The organism is Streptomyces sp. NPDC026062, assembly GCF_055568375.1.
In genome coordinates, this window is record NZ_JBVHOQ010000001.1 from 1 (window position 1) to 19,574 (window position 19,574).

A 19,574-nucleotide genomic window follows, 5' to 3' on the forward strand; every position below is an offset into this window, starting at 1 on the left:
CGCACGGCGGCGCAGCTCAAGGGGGTAACGGGAGGGTCGTGCCATGACTCAATCCTTTCACGGAATCGAGCCTCCACCTGACCCGGGACGGTTCACTGGACACCCGGCACGATCGACGAATGGATCGGCGAGGTACGGCCGGGGACGCGGCGACCCGCCGGGCCCTGGCTGCGGGTTTCCTGGCGGTCGGCAACGTCCGCTGCTCTTGGGACGCCGTAGCCGTGCGGTTGTACATGCCCGGACAGAGCGGCGTTGTCACAGTAGGTTCCCTACCACTGCGGCCTCCCCGGCGACGAGCTCGTGGACCAGGTGAGCTATGTCCTCCAACGTGAGACCGGCCGCATCGGCCAGCGCCGCCATGTCTGCTGTATGGCCGTCGACCAATGGACGCAGCGCCGCCTCCGCTTCGGGTGCGAAGTCGAATGTACTCCCGGCGGCGGACAACGTCACCTTGTCCTCGCCAACGTCCAGGATCGCGCGGGCAGTAGTCAGCCGCACTCGCAGGCTGCCGTCGGCGGGGATGGTGTCGATGTACGGGAGGCTCGGCACCATCCGGCCGACGGCTAGCCCGTCCATCGCCGTCCGGTAGCGCGTGAGCAGCTCCGGGTCCTCCAGCAGTTGGGCGAGTCGCTTGCGTAACCCGTCCGCGACGCTGGCCTGAATGTCCTGTGGAGCGAGCAGTGGCAAGTCGCGCCGCCAGTCTTCGTGCATGAGAAGCTGCTCGGACACCCAAGTCATCAGGTCGGTCGCGGTGTGGGTCTGCAGACCTAAGGTGACGTGCAAGGAGCGGGTGCCCTGATCGGCCGAGACCGCGTGCCACACGCCGCGAGGCACGTAAAGGACGTCGCCCGGCCGAAGAACCAGGTCTGCGACCGGGTCGGTGGGTGCCTCGCCCGGGTCCTCGATGTCGCGAAACAAGGGGAACGGGCGTGTGGGGCCGAAAATCCGCCACCGTTTCGCGCCGTCCAATTGAACGATGATTGTATCGTGGTCGTCCCAGTGGACGCCGAAGCCTTCGGTGCTGGTCCATGAAGCGTAGATATTCGCCTGGACGCGGGTGTGCAGTTCTCTTTCGATACCTTCGCAAAGGTGGGTAAGCGGCGGGTGGAGTTCGTCGGCCCTGACCAGGGCGAGCGACGCGCCTTCCTGGAGGCGAGCGTGCAGTCCGGCCGGGTGCAGTCGGTGCCACACCGTGTGGCGGCGTGTGGCGACAGGGGTGGTGTAGCTGCCGACCAGCAGGGTCTCGCCGTCGCGGGACAGTCGCATGCGCGGCGGCTCCAGCCGGTGACTGCTGAGAATGTGATTGAGGTCATCCCAGGTCATCAGACCAGAGACGTCGATGGCGCCGGCTGCGTGACGGTGTTCGCGGTGCAGTGCCTGGGCGACGAAGTCCTCACCCAGGCATGCTGTGATGGAAGGGCGCGTCGTCGCGTACGGCTCCTGCTCGTCGGTAGTTGCAGTCGCTCCTGCCGAGGCTGCCACCGTCGAGGGGATGGCGTTACGGGCGCGGGCCGCGGTCATCGGCTGGCGGGAGCGGACTAGGCCACCCGCCGACGGCACTGCGGGGTTGGGCGAGGCGGGACTCTGCATGAGCACTCTCCTCTCGAGAGGATGTCCGGGCCTGGAAAGCACGGCTGCTAACACCACCAATACAGCCGCAGACATCGGGGGCGATGACCGTGTGGCGGGCCCGCAGTGGAATGTGCGGGTCTTATGGGTCCTTGGTCTTTGTAACCTGCCTGCGCGCATCACCGTCTGCTGGCCACCTCGCGTTCGCCGTCGCCGTGTGCGTGCGGGACTTCGCCACGGTCTTCGCAAGGCCGAGCGAGTCAGCCAGACAGTTTGAGGCGGCTCCTCCGTGACTGCCCTAACCGCCGTCGAGTCAGTTGCAGGCGGACTGCGCGGTCCCGGTGCCGGGACCGGTGCGGCCCCGCCGCCGCAGACCCGACGCGATCATCGCGGACAGGGCATATTCGTCTCGAGTGATCCGCTTCAGTCCTGCGCGGCGAGGCACCGGATCAGTGGCTGTACCAGTAGGTGATGACTTCGTTCATGGCGGTGCGCAGCGGAGTGCCGGGGAGTCCGCCGGTCTGCGGGCACCTGTAGTTGTTTTGTGGGTTGCGCAGGTTGGCCCACCCGCTGCTGACCTCACCGAACTGGTTGGCGCACTGGGTCGCGATGGCGAGGCATCGCGTGATGTTGCCTGCGCCGCTGCAGAGTTCGGTGGTGAACAGGAGAGTGCTGTGGATCTGGATGCGGTGCCCAGCGGTGTCGTAGGTCCAGTCGAGGGCACCTTCGCGAGCGCGGGATGCTGAGGCATGCGCTGAGGTGGCGACACCCGTGGCTGCGGTAAGGCTCATGATGCCGATGACGGTGATGCGAGCGAACTTGTCGAACGTGGTTCTCTCCAGAGGCGAGCTGTAGTCGAAGCCCGTACCTGCGGCAGGCAAGAGGGAAGAGGTCACCCTGATTTCCCCTGCTCTTCTAGCATCTTGTTGCTCTTGATCTGTGATGGGTGCGCCAGGTGTGGCGTGTCGTTCCCATGCAGGTTCGGCGACGGGCGGGTGAGGGTGGGTTCGCGCGCCGCGCGATGGTGTCAGGGTCAGGTGGCGAGAAGTGTGGCGGGGCCGGTGCGGCTGGTGAGGCCAGTAGGACTGTCGCAGGCGGTGAGGTCGGCGTTGACGAAAAATTTCGGCGATGACCAGGCTGTCGCTGGTGAAGGTGCCGGAGGTGACGGTGCCGGTGAGGGTGAGGATCTGGGTGCCGGATGCTCCCGGGCCGAGGGCTGTGCCGTAGGTGTAGGCACTGTGGGTGCCGTCGTTCCAGGCCACGGTGGAAGCGCCTGAGGACGGCTGCTCCAGTACGGCGCAGGTCAGGCCTGGGGCGGTGCCACCGCCGGTGATGGTCCCGGCGGTGATGGCGGGCCGGGACAGCGAGATGCAGGACAGACTGATCGTCCCGGTGATGGTCACCGTCTGCGCGGTGTTCGTCAGTCCCGGGCTGTACGTGGTGGTGTCGGAACCGGTGCAGGTAGCGTCCAGCGGCGCTGCGTGCGCCTGGGCGGCGAACATAGCCCCGATCACGGCGATGGCGCCGGCCAGTGCGACCGTACGATGGCGGACGGTGGCGGGGGGCGGGTTCTGACGTACGGCACGGTTTCTCCTCATGGCAGGGGGCTGTGGCGGCGGTCGGTTGAGGCATTCCGGCCGAGACGAGAGTTCTGGTGTTGGCTGCGCCCGAGCGGCCGGACTGGAACTGTGGCCCAGCAGCGGACATATCGTCGGCTCGGGGCGAGGTGGGTGCCTGTCCGGTGCGCGGCACCCGGAAGAGACCACTGTGGTACAGCGAGATTTCCCGCGCAAGAACTGATTGCACAGGAGAGATTCCTGGTGCAGACGAGTCCCATGGGGTGTTGCACTGAGGCGCGCAGAGGCGCGCGGCGGGTACAAGCGTTCTGGAAGGGAGCCTCCCCGCGCGCGAGCCGTCTCAGCTGGTAGCTCGGGGATTGGGACTGTAAAAGATCGGTGTAACTCCTGATCAAGGAAGATGCATCGATGACCAGCGACATCGTGACCGAGGCCGAGTCCGTCAAGGCCACTGAGCCGCAGCCGGCGAAGAAGCTGGACGACCAGCTCACCGACGAGTTGGTGGCCACGCTCAGACCGAGGGTCTGCAGCTGACCGGCGAGGGTGGGCTGCTCCAGCAGCTGACCAATCGGCTCCTGGAGTCCGCCCTGGAGGGAGAGATCACCGACCACCTCGGCTATGACAAGCACGACCCGGCGGGGAAGAACGGCGGCAACAGCCGCAACGAGACCTGCGGCAAGACCGTGCTGACCGATGGTCAAGAAGCGGCAGAAGCGTGTGTCGGGCGTCGACGAGATGGTCGTCTTGCTCGCCCGCAAGGGGGTTGACGACCGGTGAGGTCCAGGCCCACCTGTCCGATCTATGGCGCCGACGTGTCGCGCCAGACGATCTCCACGATCACCGGCAAGGTCCTCGAGGGCATGGCCGAGTGGCAGAACCGGCCCCTGGACGCCGTCTATCCAGTGATCTCCATCAACGCGATCCACGTGAAGATCCGCGACGGCGCGGTGGCGAACCGGCCCACCTGCGTGGCCCTGGCCGTCACCGTCGAGGGCCGACGGGACATTCTGGGGCTGCGGGCCGGCGACGGTCGCGAGAGCGCCAAGCACTGGATGCACGTCCTGACCGAGATCAAGAACCGCGGCGTGAACGACGTCCTCATGCTGGTCGTGACGGGCTCAAAGGCCTGCCCGACGCCGTCGAGACCGTATGGCCGAAGACGATCGTGCAGACCTGCGTGGTCCACCTGCTGCGGAACTCCTTCCGCTATGCCGCCCGCCAGGACTGGGACAAGATCGCCAAGCTCCTCAAGCCCGTCTACACCGCGGCGACCGAGGACGCCGCACTCGAACGATTCGCGGAGTTCGCCGACCAAGGGCCAAGAAGTATCCGGCGATCGTCCGGCTCTGGGAGAACGCGTGGGAGGAGTTCACCCCGTTCCTCCGGTTCGACACCAAGATCCGCCGCATCGTCTGCACCACCAACGCGATCGAGTCCGTGAACGCGCGGATCCGGCGGGCGGTGAAAGCCCGCGGCCACTTCCCGAACGAGCAGGCCGCCTTGAAGTGCGTCTTCATGGCGATCATGTCGCTGGACCCGACCGGCAAGGGCCAGGCCCGCTGGACCATGCGCTGGAAAACCGCCCTGAACGCCTTCGACGGCCGCCTCTCCGCAGCCCGACAGTAACTCTCAACAACCTGAGTTACACCACTAGTTTGACAGACCCGCACGAAGGCGGAGAACGTCCTGACAGTCGGCATCCGAGGTCGGTATCGTCATAGGTCGGTGAAGGCGGGGGCCAGAGTGACGGATGCGTACGGGGACAGGCTGGGCCCGGGGTCGACGATCGGCCCCTACGTGGTCGAGCGCGTACTTGGTTCCGGAGGCATGGGGCGCGTCTTTGTGGCGATCTCCCCCACCGGTCGGCGCGTCGCAGTGAAGGTGATGCGCGAGGAGTACGCGGCCGACCCGCGGTTTCAAGTGCGTTTCGCGCGCGAGGTGGAGGCGGCCCGGCGGGTCAGCGGTGCGTACACGGCCTCGGTGATCGACGCCGCCACCGATGGTCCGCTGCTCTGGATGGCCACGCTGTTCGTGCCGGGGCCCTCGCTCGCCGACCGGGTGCGTGACGGAGGCCCCATGCCGGAACGCGAGGCCCGCGTACTGGCATACGAGCTGGCCGAAGCCCTGCGGGACATCCATCGGGTCGGGTTGGTCCATCGCGACCTCAAACCCGGCAACATCCTACTGACCGACGGCGGTCCTCGCGTTATCGATTTCGGGATCGCGCGGGTCGAGGGCACCGACCGCCTGACTCACACCGACGCTTGGGTGGGCACGCCGGCGTTCATGGCCCCGGAACAGTTCCTCGCCCAAGCCGGGATCGGGCCTGCCGCCGACGTCTTCTCGCTGGGCGGGGTGCTCACATACGCGCTGAGCGGCGCGGGCCCGTTCAACGGTGACATTCCCTACGCGATCGCGTGGAGCGTTGTACACGAGGAGCCCATACGCGTCCCAGGGGCAGGCCCCCTGCACGAGCTGATCGGCCAGTGCCTGGCCAAGGATCCGGCCGCCCGGCCGACCCCCACGGAAATCCTGGAACTCCTTCGGGAGAGCACGATCCAGCCACCGGCAGCCGCATCCGAAACGGCACCACAGGCGCATCAAGCACCGGCACGAGTGCCGGAGAGGGACTCCGTGCGAGTACGGAACCCGCAGGCGGCCCGAGTAACCGATCCGGAAGCGGAACGAGCAGCCGACAAGGACGCGCCCCAAATACCGGAACAGGAAGCTGAGCAGGATGCCCTCGACAACCCGTCAGCCGCTTCGATGCCGGAAGGAGCGGTAGTCGCCGACGTGCTACCGCCGGGCTCTAGCGAGGCCGACGAGAAGCCCGGCGTTGCGGATGGTGGCCGTCCACGACGCCAGGTGGCGCTGATGGCCGGAGCGCTCCTGGTTTCGGTGGCTCTGGGGCTGGTCGTGTGGCAGCCGTGGGGCGGCCGTCAGGGGAAGGAGCCGGGAGTCGGTGGGCCAACGCCATCCGAAGCCGCACCCTCGTCGACGCGACCGGTGGTGGTGGCGGCGAGTTGGACGACGAGGGTGCCGTCCGGCGGCGAGCACTGCACCAGCACTGACAAGGTGGTGCTCTGTGAGTCGGAGAAGGAAGCGGTCACCGCCTATGACGCCCGGACAGGAAAGAGGCTGTGGGGAAGCCTGCGCACCCGGGACAACAGCGTGATGCTCACCGTCGCGCCCGCTCGGTCGCTGGTGATCGTCGCCGAAGGGAACAACTACATAGGTCCCGGCGGGTGGAACCAGCAGGTGCTACGTGCCGTGGATCTCACCACCGGCAAGAACCGGTGGAAGGCCGCGACCATCATGGGTAGATCGGCGGCGCTGAACGGCACCGACCTGGTGGTAGGGGGAGAGTTCGGGATCAGCGGCAGGGACGTGGAAACGGGCACCGAGAAATGGCACCGGACAAAGGCGGACGTTGAACTGGCCTACCCCGTTGCGGTGGCCGGGGTCATCATGAACCTGCGTCCCGGCGACGCTTCCGAACGACCGCAGGCGGTGCTGGAAAGCCTCGATCCGAGCACCGGCGCCGTTCGCTGGAGCCGGGACCTACCCGCTCCCGACGTGTCTTGGGCCTGGCAGGCCGAGAAGAACTCCGTCGGAGTCGAGGTCTGGGGCACCAGCACGCCTCGTTTGAAGGAGTTCCTGCGGTTCGACGCCTCCGGCGCGCAGAAGGCGAGCCACACGATCCGCTCGCCGGAGACCGCCGCAGACAAAGCCGACGTCGCGGTCTTCGGTCCCACGTGGAAAGTGATGCGAGAGTGGACGAAGGGCCGCTTGGTGGCCACCGACCTCGCCGACGGTAAGGCGCGATGGGAGCTGCCGATGGCTGCGGCGGACGGCGATCCGTACGTCGACGGCAAGGGGCGCGTCTACGTCCTCAGGGCGAACGGCATGGTGATCTGTCTGGACGGCGGCAGCGGACGGGAGCTGTGGCGGTCCGAGCCTGCCCGTACATTGACGTCCACACCGTCCGAAGGGACGCGCCTGACAGTTCGGGCCGATGGTGTGGTCTTTGCACGCGTCGATTCAGGTTCCCTGGCCGCATTCAAACCGCCGGGCTATACGGGAACGTCCCTGTAAGCGCGCACCTGTACAGACTGGGACATCCAGCGAAGGGTATGGATGTCCCGTTTCTGCCGAGATGACCAGCAACAATGTGCACCCTGAATCCGTCCGTGGTGATCTTCGCCCCGGCGTCCAAGCATCGATCCACATCGGCCGCTGTGCTCACGAGACTCCGGCGCCGCCGGGGACGTTTGGCAGCTTTCGCGACGAAAACCTTGCGGTGGGCTCAGCGGATTGTGACGGTACGCCGCCTAGAAATGGGGGTTCTCGGTCGGATGATCGGCGTTGGTGGCAGCCTGAAGCAGTTCGTTGAGGTCCTCCGGGTCGGATGAGCGTTGGTCGATCCACCACCCGGCCCGGGTGATCGAGCGGGCCTTTTCTTCCAGCTCCGCCCAATCGGCCTCGTCCCAACTCCCCATACCACCCGGAGATCTACCGCCCCTGCCCACCGAACCGATAGCAGACTACACAGACCTTCAGAAGCACACGAAAAATGATGACACATCACACTTCGTCCAGGGTGACATCCGATCGTCCCTCCTGGCCAATGCCTGGTACTCGACGCGCGACCTCGCCGCCTGCCTGCGTGTAAACACATCGACTCTGCGCCGTTGGCGCACCGCTCGGCCACCCCAGGGCCCGCCGTTCGTCTCCGTTTCGGAACGCGTCGTCATGTACAGCGCGGTCGACGTTGAGGCATGGCTGCACAGCCACCGGACCGTCCCGCGCCGAGACGCATGATGACCGACAAGGCCACTGTGCCGGTCGGTGTCCGACTCACCACCGACATCGAGTACCGACCCGGTCGCCCCAACCCCTACCGCGCGCGAGTCCGCTGGTTCGACCCGGCCACCAAGCGACGCCTGTCCCTGTCGGAGGGAAAGGCGGACGAAGATGAAGCGCAGGAGTGGCTCCAGTCCGTCATCGAAGCGGCTGAGGCAGGGCTGTCGCCGTCGCTCGCCACCATAAAGCTCGCCGACTACGGCAACGCGAACATGGACCTCGCCCTGCGCGGCCTGGAGCTGAAAACACTCGATCCCTACCTGTCAGGCTGGCGGACGCGCGTCGTGCCCGCCTTGGGCCACCTCGCGGTGCGCATGGTCACCAACGGCGCTGTCGACCGCACCGTGCAGCACTGGATCGCCGACGAGCTCAGCCGCTCAACGGTCAAGAACACCATCGCCGTCCTGGTCCGCATCATGGAGCAAGCAGTCCGCGACGGCATCATCAAGGTGAACCCCGCCCGGGTGACCGGCTGGCAGAAGCTCTACAAACAGGCCGAGGACGAACTCCTCGACCCACGCGCGCTCGCCCTGCCCGACTGGGAAACACTCCTCGCACTGGCCGACGCGCTCGTGGCCGCCTCCCACGACGAGTACCGCGGCTGGGGAGAAGTGGTCATCTTCGCCGCGTGTACCGCCGCACGGATCGGAGAGATCTCAGGCTGTCGCGTCGGGGACATCGACACCACCCAGTGGATCTGGACCGTGCGGCGTCAGACCACACCCGCCCCCGGCGGGCTGACCGACAAGGGCACCAAGGGCAAGCGGGCCCGCAAGGTTCCCATCGTCGAGGAAATCCGCCCCCTCGTCGCCCAGCGCATCCTGTCCGCCGGCCCCGATCCCGACGCCCGACTGTTCACGGGCCCGCGCGGCGGACGTATCTCCACCGCCGTCCTGCGCGACGCCACACACTGGGACGATGTGGTCAGCAAGCTCGGCTATGAGCATCTGCGCCGCCACGACCTCCGGCATACCGGACTGACGTGGTTCGCCGACGCAGGCGTCCAAGTACACGTCCTCCGCAGGATCGCCGGCCACGGCTCACTGACCACTACCCAGCGCTACCTGCACCCCGACGTCCACAAGATCACGGCAGCCGGAGCCGCACTGTCAGCCCACTTCACCGCACTGCGCGCACCGCGCTCACTGCCGAGCCCCATCGTCATGACCCGCTGACGCGGTCAAGGACGCCCAGACCCCGGCTGGTCCCCAACTGGTCCCCAAAAAGATCAAGGGCCGGATTCGCATGACTCCGAATCCGGCCCTGATCTGCGACTGTCTCCAGTCGGGACGACAGGATTTGAACCTGCGACCCCTTGACCCCCAGTCAAGTGCGCTACCAAGCTGCGCCACGTCCCGTTGCCCGTCTGACCTGGGGTTTCCCCCGGCTGAACGCGCATGAGAAGAATACCGCACTTCAACCGGTGGTCACGAACACCTTTCAGTGCTTGACCTCAACCGCACTTGATGTTGGACGCTGATCCACATGACGAACACGACTGCCGCACCGGCGTCCGCATACGACGACCTGCCCCGGCTGATGAGCCTGATGACCGGCGACGAGAAGCACGGCCCCGCCGCCACCTCGACCCTGGACACGCTGTGGGTGCTGTACCACCGGGTGCTGCGAGTGACACCGGAGACCGTCGGCGCACCGGACCGGGACCGCTTCCTGCTCTCGAAGGGGCACGGACCGATGGCGTACTACGCGGTGCTCGCGGCGCACGGATTCTTCGATGAGAAGCTGCTGACGGGCTTCGGCTCGTACGACTCGCCCCTCGGTCACCATCCCGACAGGCTCCTGGTGCCCGGCGCCGAGATCGGCAGTGGCTCGCTGGGGCACGGGCTGCCGCTGGCCGTGGGGACAGTGCTGGGGCTGCGGGCCCAGGGGCTGACCGATCCCCGGGTCTGGGTGCTGACCGGCGACGCCGAGCTTGACGAGGGCAGCAACCACGAGGCGATCGCCTTCGCGGGCCCGGCCGGTCTGGAACGGCTGCACACCGTGGTGATCGACAACGCATCGGCGACCTACGGCCGCCCCGGCGGAATCGCGGAGCGGTTCGCGACCGCCGGCTGGTCGGTCGAGTCGGTGGACGGCCGGGACCACGAAGCCCTCTACGCGGCCTTCACCGCCCCGCACCCCGGGCAGCCGAGGGCCGTGGTCGCCCGGGTCGCCCCCAAGAGCTGACCCGCGCGACGCACAGCATCTCCACCGGAATCCTGCGCCCGAAGAAAAGGAACATCTCCATGGACACCATGCGCGACCGCTTCATCGCCACCACCACAAGCCTGCTCGACGAGGATCCCCGCCTGGCACTCGTCCTGGCGGAGATCAGCCGCGACGGATTCGGCCAGGCCGAGCGGGACCACCCCGACCGGGTCGTCAACGTCGGCATCCGTGAGCAGCTGCTCGTCGGGGCAGGGGCCGGGATGGCACTCACCGGAATGCGGCCCATCGTGCACACCTTCGCGAGTTTCCTGGTGGAGCGGCCGTTCGAACAGGTGAAGCTGGACTTCGGACACCAGGGGGTCGGCGGGGTACTCGTCAGCGCCGGGGCCTCGTACGACTGGCCGGCCGGCGGGTTCACCCACATGGCGCCCGGGGACGTCGCGCTCATGGACACGCTGGACGGGTGGACCGTGCACGTACCGGGCCATCCCGACGAGGCCGAGACACTGCTGCGGGAGGCGGCTGCCGGGGACGACAGGGTCTACGTACGCCTGTCGCTGCAGTCCAACAGCCGGGCACGTCCGGCAGGCGGGAGGGGCGGGTTCACCACCGCGCGGGAAGGAGCGGGCGGGGTGGTGATCGCCGTCGGACCGATGCTCGACAACGTCCTCACCGCGACGGAGGGGCTCGACGTGACCGTGCTGTACGCGACCACCGTGCGCCCGTTCGACGCCCAGGGGCTGCGCCGGGCGGTCGGTGACCGGGCCACCGCCGATGTCGTGATCGTCGAGCCCTATCTGGCCGGCACCTCGACGGGCGCCGCCAATGACGCGCTGGCCGCTGTCCCCCACCGGATCCTGGGGCTCGGCGTGGCCCGCGAGGAGCTGCGACGGTACGGACAGATGGACGAGCACCTCGCGGCGCACGGCCTGGACCCGCGCGCTCTGCGGCAGCGCATCGGCGGATTCCTGGGCGGGTGAACCGGGGAGGCGGGGCCCTGTTCGCCCATTGACCCCGCGGCGGACGTGAACCTACCCTGTCAACGCATTCCGAAAGCGCTTTCTAACCCCCCTCGGCACCTTTCGCACAGGGAGCGCCCAGTGAACCGTCCCGCCTCGGTCAGCGGTGTCCTGCGAAGTCTGTTTCCCCCACGGGACCTGATTCCGCTTGCCGCCCTCGCTCTCTGCCCCGTCCTCACCCTCTCCTTTCTGGCGGGTTCGCCCTCCCGGGCGCAGGCCGCCACCTCGCGCGTACCGGCGCCGGTCCCGGTCACCTGGCCGCGTCCCGTCTTCTGCGAGGCGGAGTGGTTCACGGCAACCGGCGGGGCGCACGGCGGAGCGATGAGGGAGAACCGGGCCCAGGACTCCGGCGGGAGGCGGATCACAGAGATCGAGGACGGCGACTGGATCGACCTCAAAGCGGTCGCGCCGGGGAAGGCCGGCTCGGTCACGGTCCGCGCCGCCTCCGGTGGCATCGGAGGAACGGTCGAATTCCGGGCGGGGTCACCGTCCGGACCGCTCCTGGGCAGCCTCGCCGTCCCGTTCACCGGCGGATGGGACCGCCCGGTGTCGGCGACGGCCGGGCTGACGGGTGCCGAGGGCGGGGTGCGGCTGTTCGCCGTGTTCACCAATCCGGCATGGAACGCCGGAACGGCCGATCTGTTCGCCGTGGACTGGTTCCGCTTCGACGCTCCGCCGGCCGGCGACGGATAGCCCGGCAAGGCGCCCGGGTCGACGGACCGGTCGCCGGTGGCGTCGACGGCGGTCCCGTTCGCCCGGACGCTCAGGTGCCGAGAATGTTCTCCTCCCGCTGGTGGATGTGCCGGAGGAGTTCCTGCGCCAGGGATTTGATCGTGTCGAGTCCCGTCCGCCCCCATGGGCGCGGAACGATGTCGACGGCGCAGACGGCACCGAGCGCGATGCCCGTACGGTCGATGAGGGGCGCTCCGAGATAGGAGCGGATGCCTATGTCGTCGACGACCGGGTTCCCGGCAAATCGCGGGTAGTCGCACACGTCCTCAAGAACCAGCGCCCTGCGCCGGACGACGACATGCGGGCAGAAGCCCCGGTCGATGGCCACATAGCGGCCGCGGCAGCTGCTTCCGGCCGCCGCGGCCCCCAGGTCGGTGCCTCTCCACGCGCCCGCCGGGGTGTGCAGCCCGGCGAAGAACTGGCGGTTCCCGTCAATGAAGTTGACCATCGAGAACGGCACCTCGGTCACTTCGGCCACCCGGTCGGCGAAGGCGTCGAAGTTGTCGAACGAGGCATCGGACCGCTCCCCCAGGCCGAGGCTGCGCAGCCGCTGGGTCCGGACCCGGGCGTCGCTGTCGACGGGTGTCAGCAGCTGCCGGCCGAGGGGGTGCGGGGTCGTCACGGATGAGCTCCGTAGCTTCCTCGGCCGGCCGGCGGTGCGGATTCGTCGGTCGTGTTGATGAGGTGCTGAACCAGGGTGACCAGCGCTCCGGTGCCCGAACTCGCGATGCGCGCGTCGCACAGGACGACCGGAACCGCGGGCGCCAGGTCGAGCGCCGCCCGCACCTCCTCGGGGCCGTAGCGGAAGGAGCCGTCGAACTCATTGACCGCGACGATGAATCCGATTCCGCGCCGTTCGAAGAAGTCGACGGCCGGGAAGCACTCCTCCAGTCTCCGGGTGTCGGCGATCACGACCGCTCCGAGCGCACCCTGGGAGAGTTCGTCCCACATGAACCAGAAGCGCTCCTGTCCGGGCGTGCCGAACAGATAGAGCACGTGCTGTTCGTCGAGCGTGATGCGGCCGAAGTCCATCGCCACGGTGGTGGAGGTCTTGGACTCGATGCCTTCGAGGCTGTCGGTCGCCGCGCTGACCTGGGTCAGCAGCTCCTCGGTGCTCAGGGGAGCGATCTCGCTGACCGCGCCGACGAACGTCGTCTTCCCGACCCCGAAACCGCCGGCCACCAGCACCTTGAGCGCGACGGGAAAGCTCTCGGGGCTGCCGGTGGGGTCCTCGTATCCGGACGTGCCTGTCACGCCCCCGTACCCGAGATCGCCGGGCGGGGGAGCGTACCCGCCGCCGCCCGGGGCCTCCGCGTATCCGACGTTTCCGGGGCTTGCGTTACCCGCGTGCGAGGGAGAGCCGTCAGAGCTGTCGTCGTAAGCCATCGAGCACTGCCTCCAGCAGGGATCGGTCGGTGGGCGTGTCATGGAAGGCGGGCGGGTGCGCGGTGACCGCGCCGCAGTCGACCAGGTCCGAGAGCAGGACCTTGGTGACGACTGCGGGCAGCCGCAGATGCGCGGCGATCTCGGCCACCGAGGTGGGCCCGCCGCACAGCCCGAGCGCCACGGAGTGTTCGGGACCGAGATGGGTCTGCGGAGCGGTCCCGGTGGCCATCACCAGGGAGAGCAGATCGAGCACGGTCGTGGGACGGGTACGGCCGTTGCTCACGGTGTAGGGGCGGATGAGGCGGCCTGCCGCATCGTCGAGCAACGGCCCTTCCTGCGTGGCCGGCACGGTCACAGCCCCGTGGCGCCCGGCACACCGGCCGCTTGTCTTGTCGGGGTCATGAGATAGGGCCGGACGCTCTTGACCAGCATCGTCATCTCGTAGCCCAGCACGGCGGCATCGGCGTTCCGTCCGGCGAGCACGGCCAGACAGGTGCCGGACCCGGCGGTGGCGACGAACAGGAGCGTCGAGTCGAGTTCCACCACCACCTGGCGGACCTCCCCGTTGTCCCCGAACCGGGCCCCGGCACTGCGGCCCAGCGAGTACAGCCCGGCGGCCAGCGCGGCCATGTGGTCGGCGCTGTCGGCGTCCATGCCATGGAGGGATTTCACCAGCCCGTCGGCGGAGAGCAGGACCGCGCTGCGCGTGTAGGGCACACGCTGTACCAGCCCGCTCAGCAGCCAGTCGAGGTCCGAGACCTGACCGGACGGCATATCGGTCGCCATGGTGCATCTACTCCTTGGTGGTGTTCAGGTGCGTTTCGAGTGGATCTTGATCGCTGGGGTACGAGCCGGCCCTGAGCAGTTCCACAGGGGCGGCGCCCCGGACCGGGAGCGGGTCCAGCGGTGCCCGGACCGGCGTCTGCGCTTCCCGGCCGGTCCGTACGCCTGCCGGCCCGCCGGCGTTCGTCGCGGTGTCCGGGTACGTCCCGAACTCCGAGCCGGTGTCCGGTACGTGCTCCGCCTCGGACTCCTCGCGCGCCTCGGCGAGGTCGATGCCGCGCCGGAAGGCCGCCACCAGCCCCGGGTCGTGGAGGATCGGCTCCTCCTCGGAGCGCGGGGCGGGAGCCTCCCTGAGCTGCGGGACCAGGTGTTCCTGGTTGGCCCGCCTGGGGAGCTGGGGCCGGCCCATCGTGCCGCGTACGACCCCGGTCTCCTGGGGATGCGCGGGGCCCTGGCCGTCCACGGCCGGAACGCCGGTGGACTCGCCTTCGGGGGCGGGCCGGTCGAGGCGTTCGGCACGCAGCGGGAGCGGTGGCGCCTCGTCCTGATGCTGCGTCTGCCGCGTTGCCTGGTGCAGCCGCAGCTGCTGCTTCGGTACGTGGGGCCGGTGCTCCGGTCCATGGGCGGGTGCCGGATCGCGGGCCGGGGTGGGGCGTCCTGCGGTGCCGTCCGACGGCAGCGGCCGGTGCACGGGGCCCAGGGGCGGGACCGGCGCGCCGTCCGCCCCGCCGGACACCTCCTCGTCGGCCCCGAGCAGGGTCTGCGGGAGGACGAGCACGGCCTGGGTGCCGCCGTAGATGTTGCTCTGGAGGCGTACGACGATGCCGTGCCTGCGGGCCAGCGACGCCACCACGAACAGGCCGATCCGGCCGTCCTGGAGCAGGCGGGCAACGTTGACCTGGTCGGGATCGGCCAGCAGGGCGTTCATCCGCTTCTGCTCGTCGCCCGGCATGCCGAGACCTCGGTCCTCCACCTCCAGGGCAAGGCCCGCGGTGACGCGCTGGGCGCGGAGCAGGACTTGGGTCTGCGGTGCGGAGAACACCGTGGCGTTCTCCACCAGTTCGGCCAGCAAGTGGATCACATCGGCCACCGCGTGCCCGCGGAGCGTCCCGTCGATCGGGGGTACGAGTTTGACGCGCGGGTACTGCTCGACCTCGGCGATCGCCGAGCGCAGCACCTCCGTCATGGTGACCGGGTTGCTCCACTGCCGCCTGGAGACGGCGCCCCCGAGAACGGCCAGGTTCTCGGCATGCCGGCGGATGCGCGTGGCCAGGTGGTCGACGTGGAAGAGGCCCTTGAGCAGATCGGGGTCCTCGACCTGGTGCTCCAGCTCGTCGAGCAGCTGGATCTCGCGGTGAACGAGCGACTGCAGACGACGGGCGAGATTGACGAATACCTCGACCTTCTGGTCCTCGCCGGTGTGCTCGGACAGCCGGGACGCCTGGACGACGGCGGCCACGGCTCCTTCCTGCTGGCGTCCGAGCTCCTGGGCGAGCAGCTCGAAGGCGTCGCTGCCGGGTGCTACGGGCTGTGGGGCACGCCGCGCCGACACGGGTTCGCCGTTGCGGAGCTGTTCCACCACCCGTTGCAGTTCGGCCTGGCCCTGTGCGCTGGCACGGCGCAGTGCCAGGCAGCGGCCGAACACGGTGGTGGCGACCCGGTTGGCGGCCAGCAAAGCGGCCACTATCGCGGCGACGGCCAGCCCGCCCGCCGCGCCGAGCGCCGTCCAGAGCTCCCTGGAGGGCCGGACATCGCCGGAGCGGGCGGTGAAGATGACGGCCGCGGCGCCGGCAAGTGCGACGACGACGGCCGGCAGGACCGCGGTGCGCAGGAGTTGGGGGCGTATGCGCGCCTCGGGAGACGGCCGGGCAGTGCGGGGCCTGGCCGCGGCCGAGTGGGAACGGGGACCTGGTCGGCCGTGCCGCCCGCCCTCTCGGCGTTCCGGTCGCGCTTCGGGTGCGCGAAGTTGAGACATCAGCGTCCTCAGGACGTGGGGCACCCGGAATCGGCATTCACGTGGTGACACCTACGGTGGTCGGTCATTCTCGGGTAATCGGCCGGGCAGGCTCGGAACACATGAGCTCACCGTTGATCACCGGGCACACACGGTAGTCGCCTCGTGTACGGGCGCGACGGGCAGTTGTGGAACTTGCCCGCCATCCGTCCCGCTCTGGTATGACCTTTCGCACGAGCGACCGAATTGACCGGGCCAATACCCGGTGTCCACTACCCGGTGGGTCATACCCAGCGGCGGATGGCCGATCGGCCGCGCCACGGCGCCGGGACGCGGCACCCGCTCACGCATGCGGCAGGCCCCCTCGACCACGTCGAGGGGGCCTGCCGCGGACCTGGGAGCGCTACGCCTTGCGGAGTCTGGCGATGATTCCGTCCAGGTCGCGCTGGAACATGTAGTCGCGGAAGATGTGTCCGCCGGGCTCCTCGTGCCACTCGTGCGGAATGCCGGCGTCTCCGAGTCGGGCCCGGAACTCTCGCTGCCCGGCCAGCACTTGGTTCTCGTTGACCTGGTCGAACCAGTTGACCGGGTCGGGGCTGGTGCCCGCGACCAGGAAGACCCGCTTGTTCCGGTAGCTCTCGATCCGTTCGACCGGGTTGTCGGCGCTGACCCGGGACTCGTCCCAGAGCGGTACGCCGTAGACCGTGCCGCCCGCCAGCTCCACCGCGGCGGACGAGGCGTTGGCCCAGTGGCCGACCAGGCCCGCGTCACGGCGGAGACTCGCCGGACCGGAATGGGCACTCACCGAGGCGAAGTGACCGTAGTACTTGGCCGCGTACTTCAGCGCGCCGAAGCCGCCCATCGAGAACCCGGCGACGGCTCGGCCGTCGTACTCGGCGTACGTACGGAAGTTCGCGTCGATCCAGGGCAGCAGCTGGGCGATGTGGAAGGTCTCCCAGTTCCGGGGACCGGCGTTGGAGCTGACCGGGTTGGAGTACCAGCCCGCGTGTCCCCCGTCGGGCATCACGACGATGACCGGCCTGCCGGCCGTCCAGGCCCGGATGCCCGCGCGGTCGAACGTGATGAAGTCCTGGTCCGTGCCGCCTCCGTGCAGCAGGTAGAGCACGGGGTAGCGGCGGCCGCCGGTGTGGTAGCCGTCGGGAAGCAGGACGTTCACGCCCGGGTTCCAGCCGATCGCGTCCGTCGCGAACCGGTAGTAGCGCATCCGGGGATCGCTCTCGTCGCTGTCCACGATACGCAGCCCGAATCCGTCTCCGGCGGCACTGGCGGTCGTTGCCGAGGCGAGGACACTCCCGGCGCCCAGCGCCATCGCGGCGGAGAGCCCGCCTGCGGCCCTGATGACGCTTCTGCGTGTGGGCCCGCTCTTCCCCGCGCTCATGCCGAGTATCCCTTCGGCGGAATCAGTGTGGCGAGCTGGTCGAAGGAGATCCAGTAGATCTGGTTGCCGCCGAAGGAGGCGGGGTCGGCGATGAGTACGGTGCGGTCCACCTCGTCGTAGCCGAAGACGGTGAAGTAGTGGTAGATCGTCTGGTCCGACGGATAGCCGGGAGGCTGGTTGCCGGGCGGGGCGACGATGTTGGCCACCAGCGGGTAGTTGCGGTCGATGTCGAAGACGATGTCGTACCAGAGCAGGTCGCGCTGGGCCTGGGTCGGCGGGTCGTTCGGCATCTCCTTGGTCTCGTACCAGCCACCGCCGAGGTTCGAGTTGAGCACGTTCGTGACCTGACCGATGTGGTCGGTGCCGTTCTGGGTGGTGCCGAGCTGCCGGGCCAGGTCGCCCTGGCTGGGCGGGGCCGTCCGGGCGGAGAGCGCGATGCGGGTGGCGGCCGGACCGCACCAGTAGCCGGTCTCCTGGACCTGATAGTCGATCTGCAGCCAGTGCGCGCTCTGCGTGCGTCCGCCGGCGACCTCCAGCCGGGTGCCCGGCCGGTTGTGTCCGCTGACGACAGCCGTGCCGGCCTTCGCGCCGTGCCCGAGCACGGATACGGACGAGGTCTGCGGTACGGGTGACGCCTGGACCAGGGTGGGCTGGAGGAGAGCTCCGGCGGCGGCTACGGCGATCGCTGCGGACACAAGTCTCTTGCGCATACGGGCTCCTGAGAAGGGTGGGGGGCCGTGCGGGAGAAACCGCACCGGAAGGCGCTCAGCTGTACGGGACAGCGGGCATCAGCGTCCCCGTTGCCGTACGGGGCGCGCAAGCGATGAAAGTTCAGACTTACGGCGGTACTTGAGTGACCGTCACATCCCGTCCTCCGGCCGCCGCATGGCGGCCGTCACCCCGGGCCGCCATGTCTCGGACTCACGCCCCGGCCCCACACCTCGGCGCCCTGCCTCGGCCCTCACCTCTCGGTCCCCGCCCGCCGGCCCTCACCCCCGCCTTCACGCTCCGCACCCAGGCGGCGGACGGGTCCGCTCTCGGCGGCCAGCAGGGCCCTCCCTTCGGCCGTCGCGACATGGAAGGAGCGCCCGGCCTTGCGCACCGTGGCGACCAGCCCCGCCGCACGCAGCACGTTCAGATGCTGGCTGACGGCGGGGTGCGTCACATCCAGGAGCCTGGCCGCCTCGACGGTGGAGCAACCGGTGCGGGTGGCACGCAGGACACCCGCCCGGGTGTGCCCGAGCAGGGGTCCCAGCGGCCCGGCACCTTCCGCGGAACGGACCCCGGATGCGCCGACGGGGTCCGGTCCCGCCCAGTCCGCCGCGTGGTCGATGGGATAGACGAGCACCGGCGGCAGATCCCCGTCGGCCAGAGTGATCGGCGTGGGCCAGCAGAAGAACGAGGGCTGGAGCAGGAGCCCCCGGCCGCGCAGGCACAGGCGCTGATCGACGGGATACACCACTTCCAGGACGGGTGGACGCCAGCGGAACTGCGGCCCGAGCCCGGCCAGCAGCCCCTCGGTCCCCCCGTCGAGCAGGCTGTGCAGCCGGACGGCGCGGTCGGCGTCGACATGGGCGTGGACACGCTGCCAGTAAGGCGCGAGCGCCTCGCGCTGGTACGTACCCAGAGCTTCGCCCAGGCGCCGCAGAGTCTCGGCATCGCCCCCGGCCAGCGATCCCACCCAACTGGGCAGTTGAAGCGAGGACGCCAAGTGGGTCAGGTCGGTCCGCAGCCGTGGCCGGGGGGTGCTCATCAGGGTGTCGAGCGCCGCCTGCAACGTGGCACGGTCGCCGGACGTCGGGGTGAGGAAGTCGGGCGAGTAGCCACGCGGGGGCAGGAGCGCGGACAGCAGCCGGGGGCTGTCGGAGAGTCGCGGCCGCACCCAGCGGCGCCATTCGCCGAACACCCTTTCTCCGTCGCGCCGTTGCAGGGTCTGCACGCTGTTGCTGATCTCCCAGAGGAAGTCCGGGCCGGGAGCCACCCTGACCCGCGCAAGGTCCTCGGACGTGAAGTACACCCGCAGCATGACCGCTCCCCCGGGAAGTGAGCTCCTCCGCGCGCAGCGTACCGCCGTTCGGACGTCGCGGCGCCGGCCCTCCCGGTGAGGCGGCGCAGCGGGAGGG

The 19,574-nt window shown here is 69.0% G+C and carries 17 protein-coding genes, 1 tRNA gene and 2 pseudogenes; 8 read left to right on the forward strand and 12 right to left on the reverse strand.

Translation table 11 applies throughout. The annotated features are described in order from the left end of the window. Positions 1–255 precede the first annotated feature (255 nt). Positions 256–1,590: a JmjC domain-containing protein gene (locus ACZ4LX_RS00005; RefSeq protein ID WP_467635800.1), complete on the reverse strand. Its 1,335-nt coding sequence runs from the start codon at positions 1,588–1,590 to the stop codon at positions 256–258. 295 nt (positions 1,591–1,885) lie between these two features. Between ACZ4LX_RS00005 and ACZ4LX_RS00010 the strand changes: the two are divergent. Further along, a pseudogene (locus tag ACZ4LX_RS00010) lies at positions 1,886–1,992 on the forward strand (IS5/IS1182 family transposase); the annotation flags it as partial. A 26-nt stretch (positions 1,993–2,018) separates the two neighbouring features. Here the strand turns inward: ACZ4LX_RS00010 and ACZ4LX_RS00015 are convergent. Beyond that, on the reverse strand, positions 2,019–3,071 hold the full coding sequence (locus ACZ4LX_RS00015) for a hypothetical protein (protein ID WP_467636914.1): 1,053 nt from the start codon (positions 3,069–3,071) through the stop codon (positions 2,019–2,021). A 483-nt stretch (positions 3,072–3,554) separates the two neighbouring features. Here ACZ4LX_RS00015 and ACZ4LX_RS00020 point away from each other — a divergent pair, with 483 nt between their 5' ends. The 3 genes and pseudogenes from ACZ4LX_RS00020 (at position 3,555) to ACZ4LX_RS00030 (ending at position 7,241) form a co-directional block, all read left to right on the forward strand. Further along, the gene (locus ACZ4LX_RS00020) at positions 3,555–3,680 is read left to right on the forward strand and encodes a hypothetical protein (protein ID WP_467635802.1); all 126 of its coding nucleotides are present in this window, start codon (positions 3,555–3,557) and stop codon (positions 3,678–3,680) included. 41 nt (positions 3,681–3,721) lie between these two features. Beyond that, a pseudogene (locus tag ACZ4LX_RS00025) lies at positions 3,722–4,772 on the forward strand (IS256 family transposase). A 117-nt stretch (positions 4,773–4,889) separates the two neighbouring features. Beyond that, positions 4,890–7,241, forward strand: a complete 2,352-nt coding sequence (locus ACZ4LX_RS00030; protein WP_467635805.1) for a protein kinase domain-containing protein — start codon at positions 4,890–4,892, stop codon at positions 7,239–7,241. Between the two features lie 236 nt (positions 7,242–7,477). Here ACZ4LX_RS00030 and ACZ4LX_RS00035 read toward each other — a convergent pair whose 3' ends face one another. Next, positions 7,478–7,645 carry a hypothetical protein gene (locus ACZ4LX_RS00035; protein ID WP_467636917.1) on the reverse strand — a complete coding sequence of 56 codons (168 nt, stop codon included), beginning with the start codon at positions 7,643–7,645 and terminating at the stop codon, positions 7,478–7,480. Between the two features lie 321 nt (positions 7,646–7,966). On the opposite strand from ACZ4LX_RS00035, the gene ACZ4LX_RS00040 reads away from it, so the two are divergent. After that, the gene (locus ACZ4LX_RS00040) at positions 7,967–9,184 is read left to right on the forward strand and encodes a tyrosine-type recombinase/integrase (protein WP_467636821.1); all 1,218 of its coding nucleotides are present in this window, start codon (positions 7,967–7,969) and stop codon (positions 9,182–9,184) included. 109 nt (positions 9,185–9,293) lie between these two features. On the opposite strand, the gene ACZ4LX_RS00045 is transcribed toward ACZ4LX_RS00040, so the two are convergent. Further along, a tRNA-Pro gene (locus ACZ4LX_RS00045) sits at positions 9,294–9,367 on the reverse strand. Between the two features lie 127 nt (positions 9,368–9,494). Here ACZ4LX_RS00045 and ACZ4LX_RS00050 point away from each other — a divergent pair. The 3 genes from ACZ4LX_RS00050 (at position 9,495) to ACZ4LX_RS00060 (ending at position 11,890) form a co-directional block, all read left to right on the forward strand. After that, positions 9,495–10,196: a transketolase gene (locus ACZ4LX_RS00050; protein WP_467635809.1), complete on the forward strand. Its 702-nt coding sequence runs from the start codon at positions 9,495–9,497 to the stop codon at positions 10,194–10,196. Positions 10,197–10,255: 59 nt separating this feature from the next. Next, complete coding sequence (locus ACZ4LX_RS00055; RefSeq protein ID WP_467635812.1) at positions 10,256–11,158, forward strand: transketolase family protein; 903 nt, start codon at positions 10,256–10,258, stop codon at positions 11,156–11,158. A 120-nt stretch (positions 11,159–11,278) separates the two neighbouring features. Next, the gene (locus tag ACZ4LX_RS00060) at positions 11,279–11,890 is read left to right on the forward strand and encodes a carbohydrate-binding protein (protein WP_467635815.1); all 612 of its coding nucleotides are present in this window, start codon (positions 11,279–11,281) and stop codon (positions 11,888–11,890) included. 70 nt (positions 11,891–11,960) lie between these two features. Here the strand turns inward: ACZ4LX_RS00060 and ACZ4LX_RS00065 are convergent, their stop codons facing one another. From ACZ4LX_RS00065 to ACZ4LX_RS00100, 8 genes are all read right to left on the reverse strand, one after another. Then, positions 11,961–12,551 (reverse strand): GAF domain-containing protein, encoded by a 591-nt coding sequence (locus tag ACZ4LX_RS00065; protein ID WP_467635819.1) that lies wholly within the window; start codon positions 12,549–12,551, stop codon positions 11,961–11,963. Next, positions 12,548–13,315: a GTP-binding protein gene (locus ACZ4LX_RS00070; RefSeq protein ID WP_467635822.1), complete on the reverse strand. Its 768-nt coding sequence runs from the start codon at positions 13,313–13,315 to the stop codon at positions 12,548–12,550. Before ACZ4LX_RS00070 ends, ACZ4LX_RS00065 begins: the two co-directional genes overlap by 4 nt. Beyond that, entirely contained in the window at positions 13,293–13,664 is a 372-nt protein-coding gene (locus ACZ4LX_RS00075; protein WP_467635825.1) for a DUF742 domain-containing protein, read from the reverse strand. The genes ACZ4LX_RS00070 and ACZ4LX_RS00075 overlap by 23 nt, the downstream gene beginning before the upstream one ends. A gap of 2 nt (positions 13,665–13,666) precedes the next feature. Further along, a complete protein-coding gene (locus ACZ4LX_RS00080) occupies positions 13,667–14,101 on the reverse strand; it encodes a roadblock/LC7 domain-containing protein (RefSeq protein WP_350994283.1) in 435 nt (144 codons plus the stop codon). A 7-nt stretch (positions 14,102–14,108) separates the two neighbouring features. Continuing rightward, positions 14,109–16,073, reverse strand: a complete 1,965-nt coding sequence (locus ACZ4LX_RS00085) for a sensor histidine kinase (RefSeq protein WP_467635828.1) — start codon at positions 16,071–16,073, stop codon at positions 14,109–14,111. Between the two features lie 382 nt (positions 16,074–16,455). Next, positions 16,456–17,451: an alpha/beta hydrolase gene (locus ACZ4LX_RS00090; protein ID WP_467635831.1), complete on the reverse strand. Its 996-nt coding sequence runs from the start codon at positions 17,449–17,451 to the stop codon at positions 16,456–16,458. Next, complete coding sequence (locus ACZ4LX_RS00095; RefSeq protein WP_467635833.1) at positions 17,448–18,161, reverse strand: C39 family peptidase; 714 nt, start codon at positions 18,159–18,161, stop codon at positions 17,448–17,450. The genes ACZ4LX_RS00090 and ACZ4LX_RS00095 overlap by 4 nt, the downstream gene beginning before the upstream one ends. A 251-nt stretch (positions 18,162–18,412) precedes the next feature. Next, the gene (locus ACZ4LX_RS00100) at positions 18,413–19,477 is read right to left on the reverse strand and encodes an ArsR/SmtB family transcription factor (protein WP_467635837.1); all 1,065 of its coding nucleotides are present in this window, start codon (positions 19,475–19,477) and stop codon (positions 18,413–18,415) included. Positions 19,478–19,574: the final 97 nt, after the last annotated feature.

What these genes read in the sequence shown, in the direction of transcription:
- ACZ4LX_RS00085 (WP_467635828.1), bottom strand. Translation starts at nt 16,073, where the DNA reads ATGTCTCAACTTCGCGCACCCGAAGCGCGACCGGAACGCCGAGAGGGC.
- ACZ4LX_RS00095 (WP_467635833.1), bottom strand. Translation starts at nt 18,161, where the DNA reads ATGCGCAAGAGACTTGTGTCCGCAGCGATCGCCGTAGCCGCCGCCGGA.
- ACZ4LX_RS00040 (WP_467636821.1), top strand. Translation starts at nt 7,967, where the DNA reads ATGACCGACAAGGCCACTGTGCCGGTCGGTGTCCGACTCACCACCGAC.
- ACZ4LX_RS00055 (WP_467635812.1), top strand. Translation starts at nt 10,256, where the DNA reads ATGGACACCATGCGCGACCGCTTCATCGCCACCACCACAAGCCTGCTC.
- ACZ4LX_RS00015 (WP_467636914.1), bottom strand. Translation starts at nt 3,071, where the DNA reads ATGTTCGCCGCCCAGGCGCACGCAGCGCCGCTGGACGCTACCTGCACC.
- ACZ4LX_RS00050 (WP_467635809.1), top strand. Translation starts at nt 9,495, where the DNA reads ATGACGAACACGACTGCCGCACCGGCGTCCGCATACGACGACCTGCCC.
- ACZ4LX_RS00020 (WP_467635802.1), top strand. Translation starts at nt 3,555, where the DNA reads ATGACCAGCGACATCGTGACCGAGGCCGAGTCCGTCAAGGCCACTGAG.
- ACZ4LX_RS00035 (WP_467636917.1), bottom strand. Translation starts at nt 7,645, where the DNA reads ATGGGGAGTTGGGACGAGGCCGATTGGGCGGAGCTGGAAGAAAAGGCC.
- ACZ4LX_RS00090 (WP_467635831.1), bottom strand. Translation starts at nt 17,451, where the DNA reads ATGAGCGCGGGGAAGAGCGGGCCCACACGCAGAAGCGTCATCAGGGCC.
- ACZ4LX_RS00005 (WP_467635800.1), bottom strand. Translation starts at nt 1,590, where the DNA reads ATGCAGAGTCCCGCCTCGCCCAACCCCGCAGTGCCGTCGGCGGGTGGC.
- ACZ4LX_RS00100 (WP_467635837.1), bottom strand. Translation starts at nt 19,477, where the DNA reads ATGCTGCGGGTGTACTTCACGTCCGAGGACCTTGCGCGGGTCAGGGTG.
- ACZ4LX_RS00070 (WP_467635822.1), bottom strand. Translation starts at nt 13,315, where the DNA reads ATGGCTTACGACGACAGCTCTGACGGCTCTCCCTCGCACGCGGGTAAC.
- ACZ4LX_RS00080 (WP_350994283.1), bottom strand. Translation starts at nt 14,101, where the DNA reads ATGGCGACCGATATGCCGTCCGGTCAGGTCTCGGACCTCGACTGGCTG.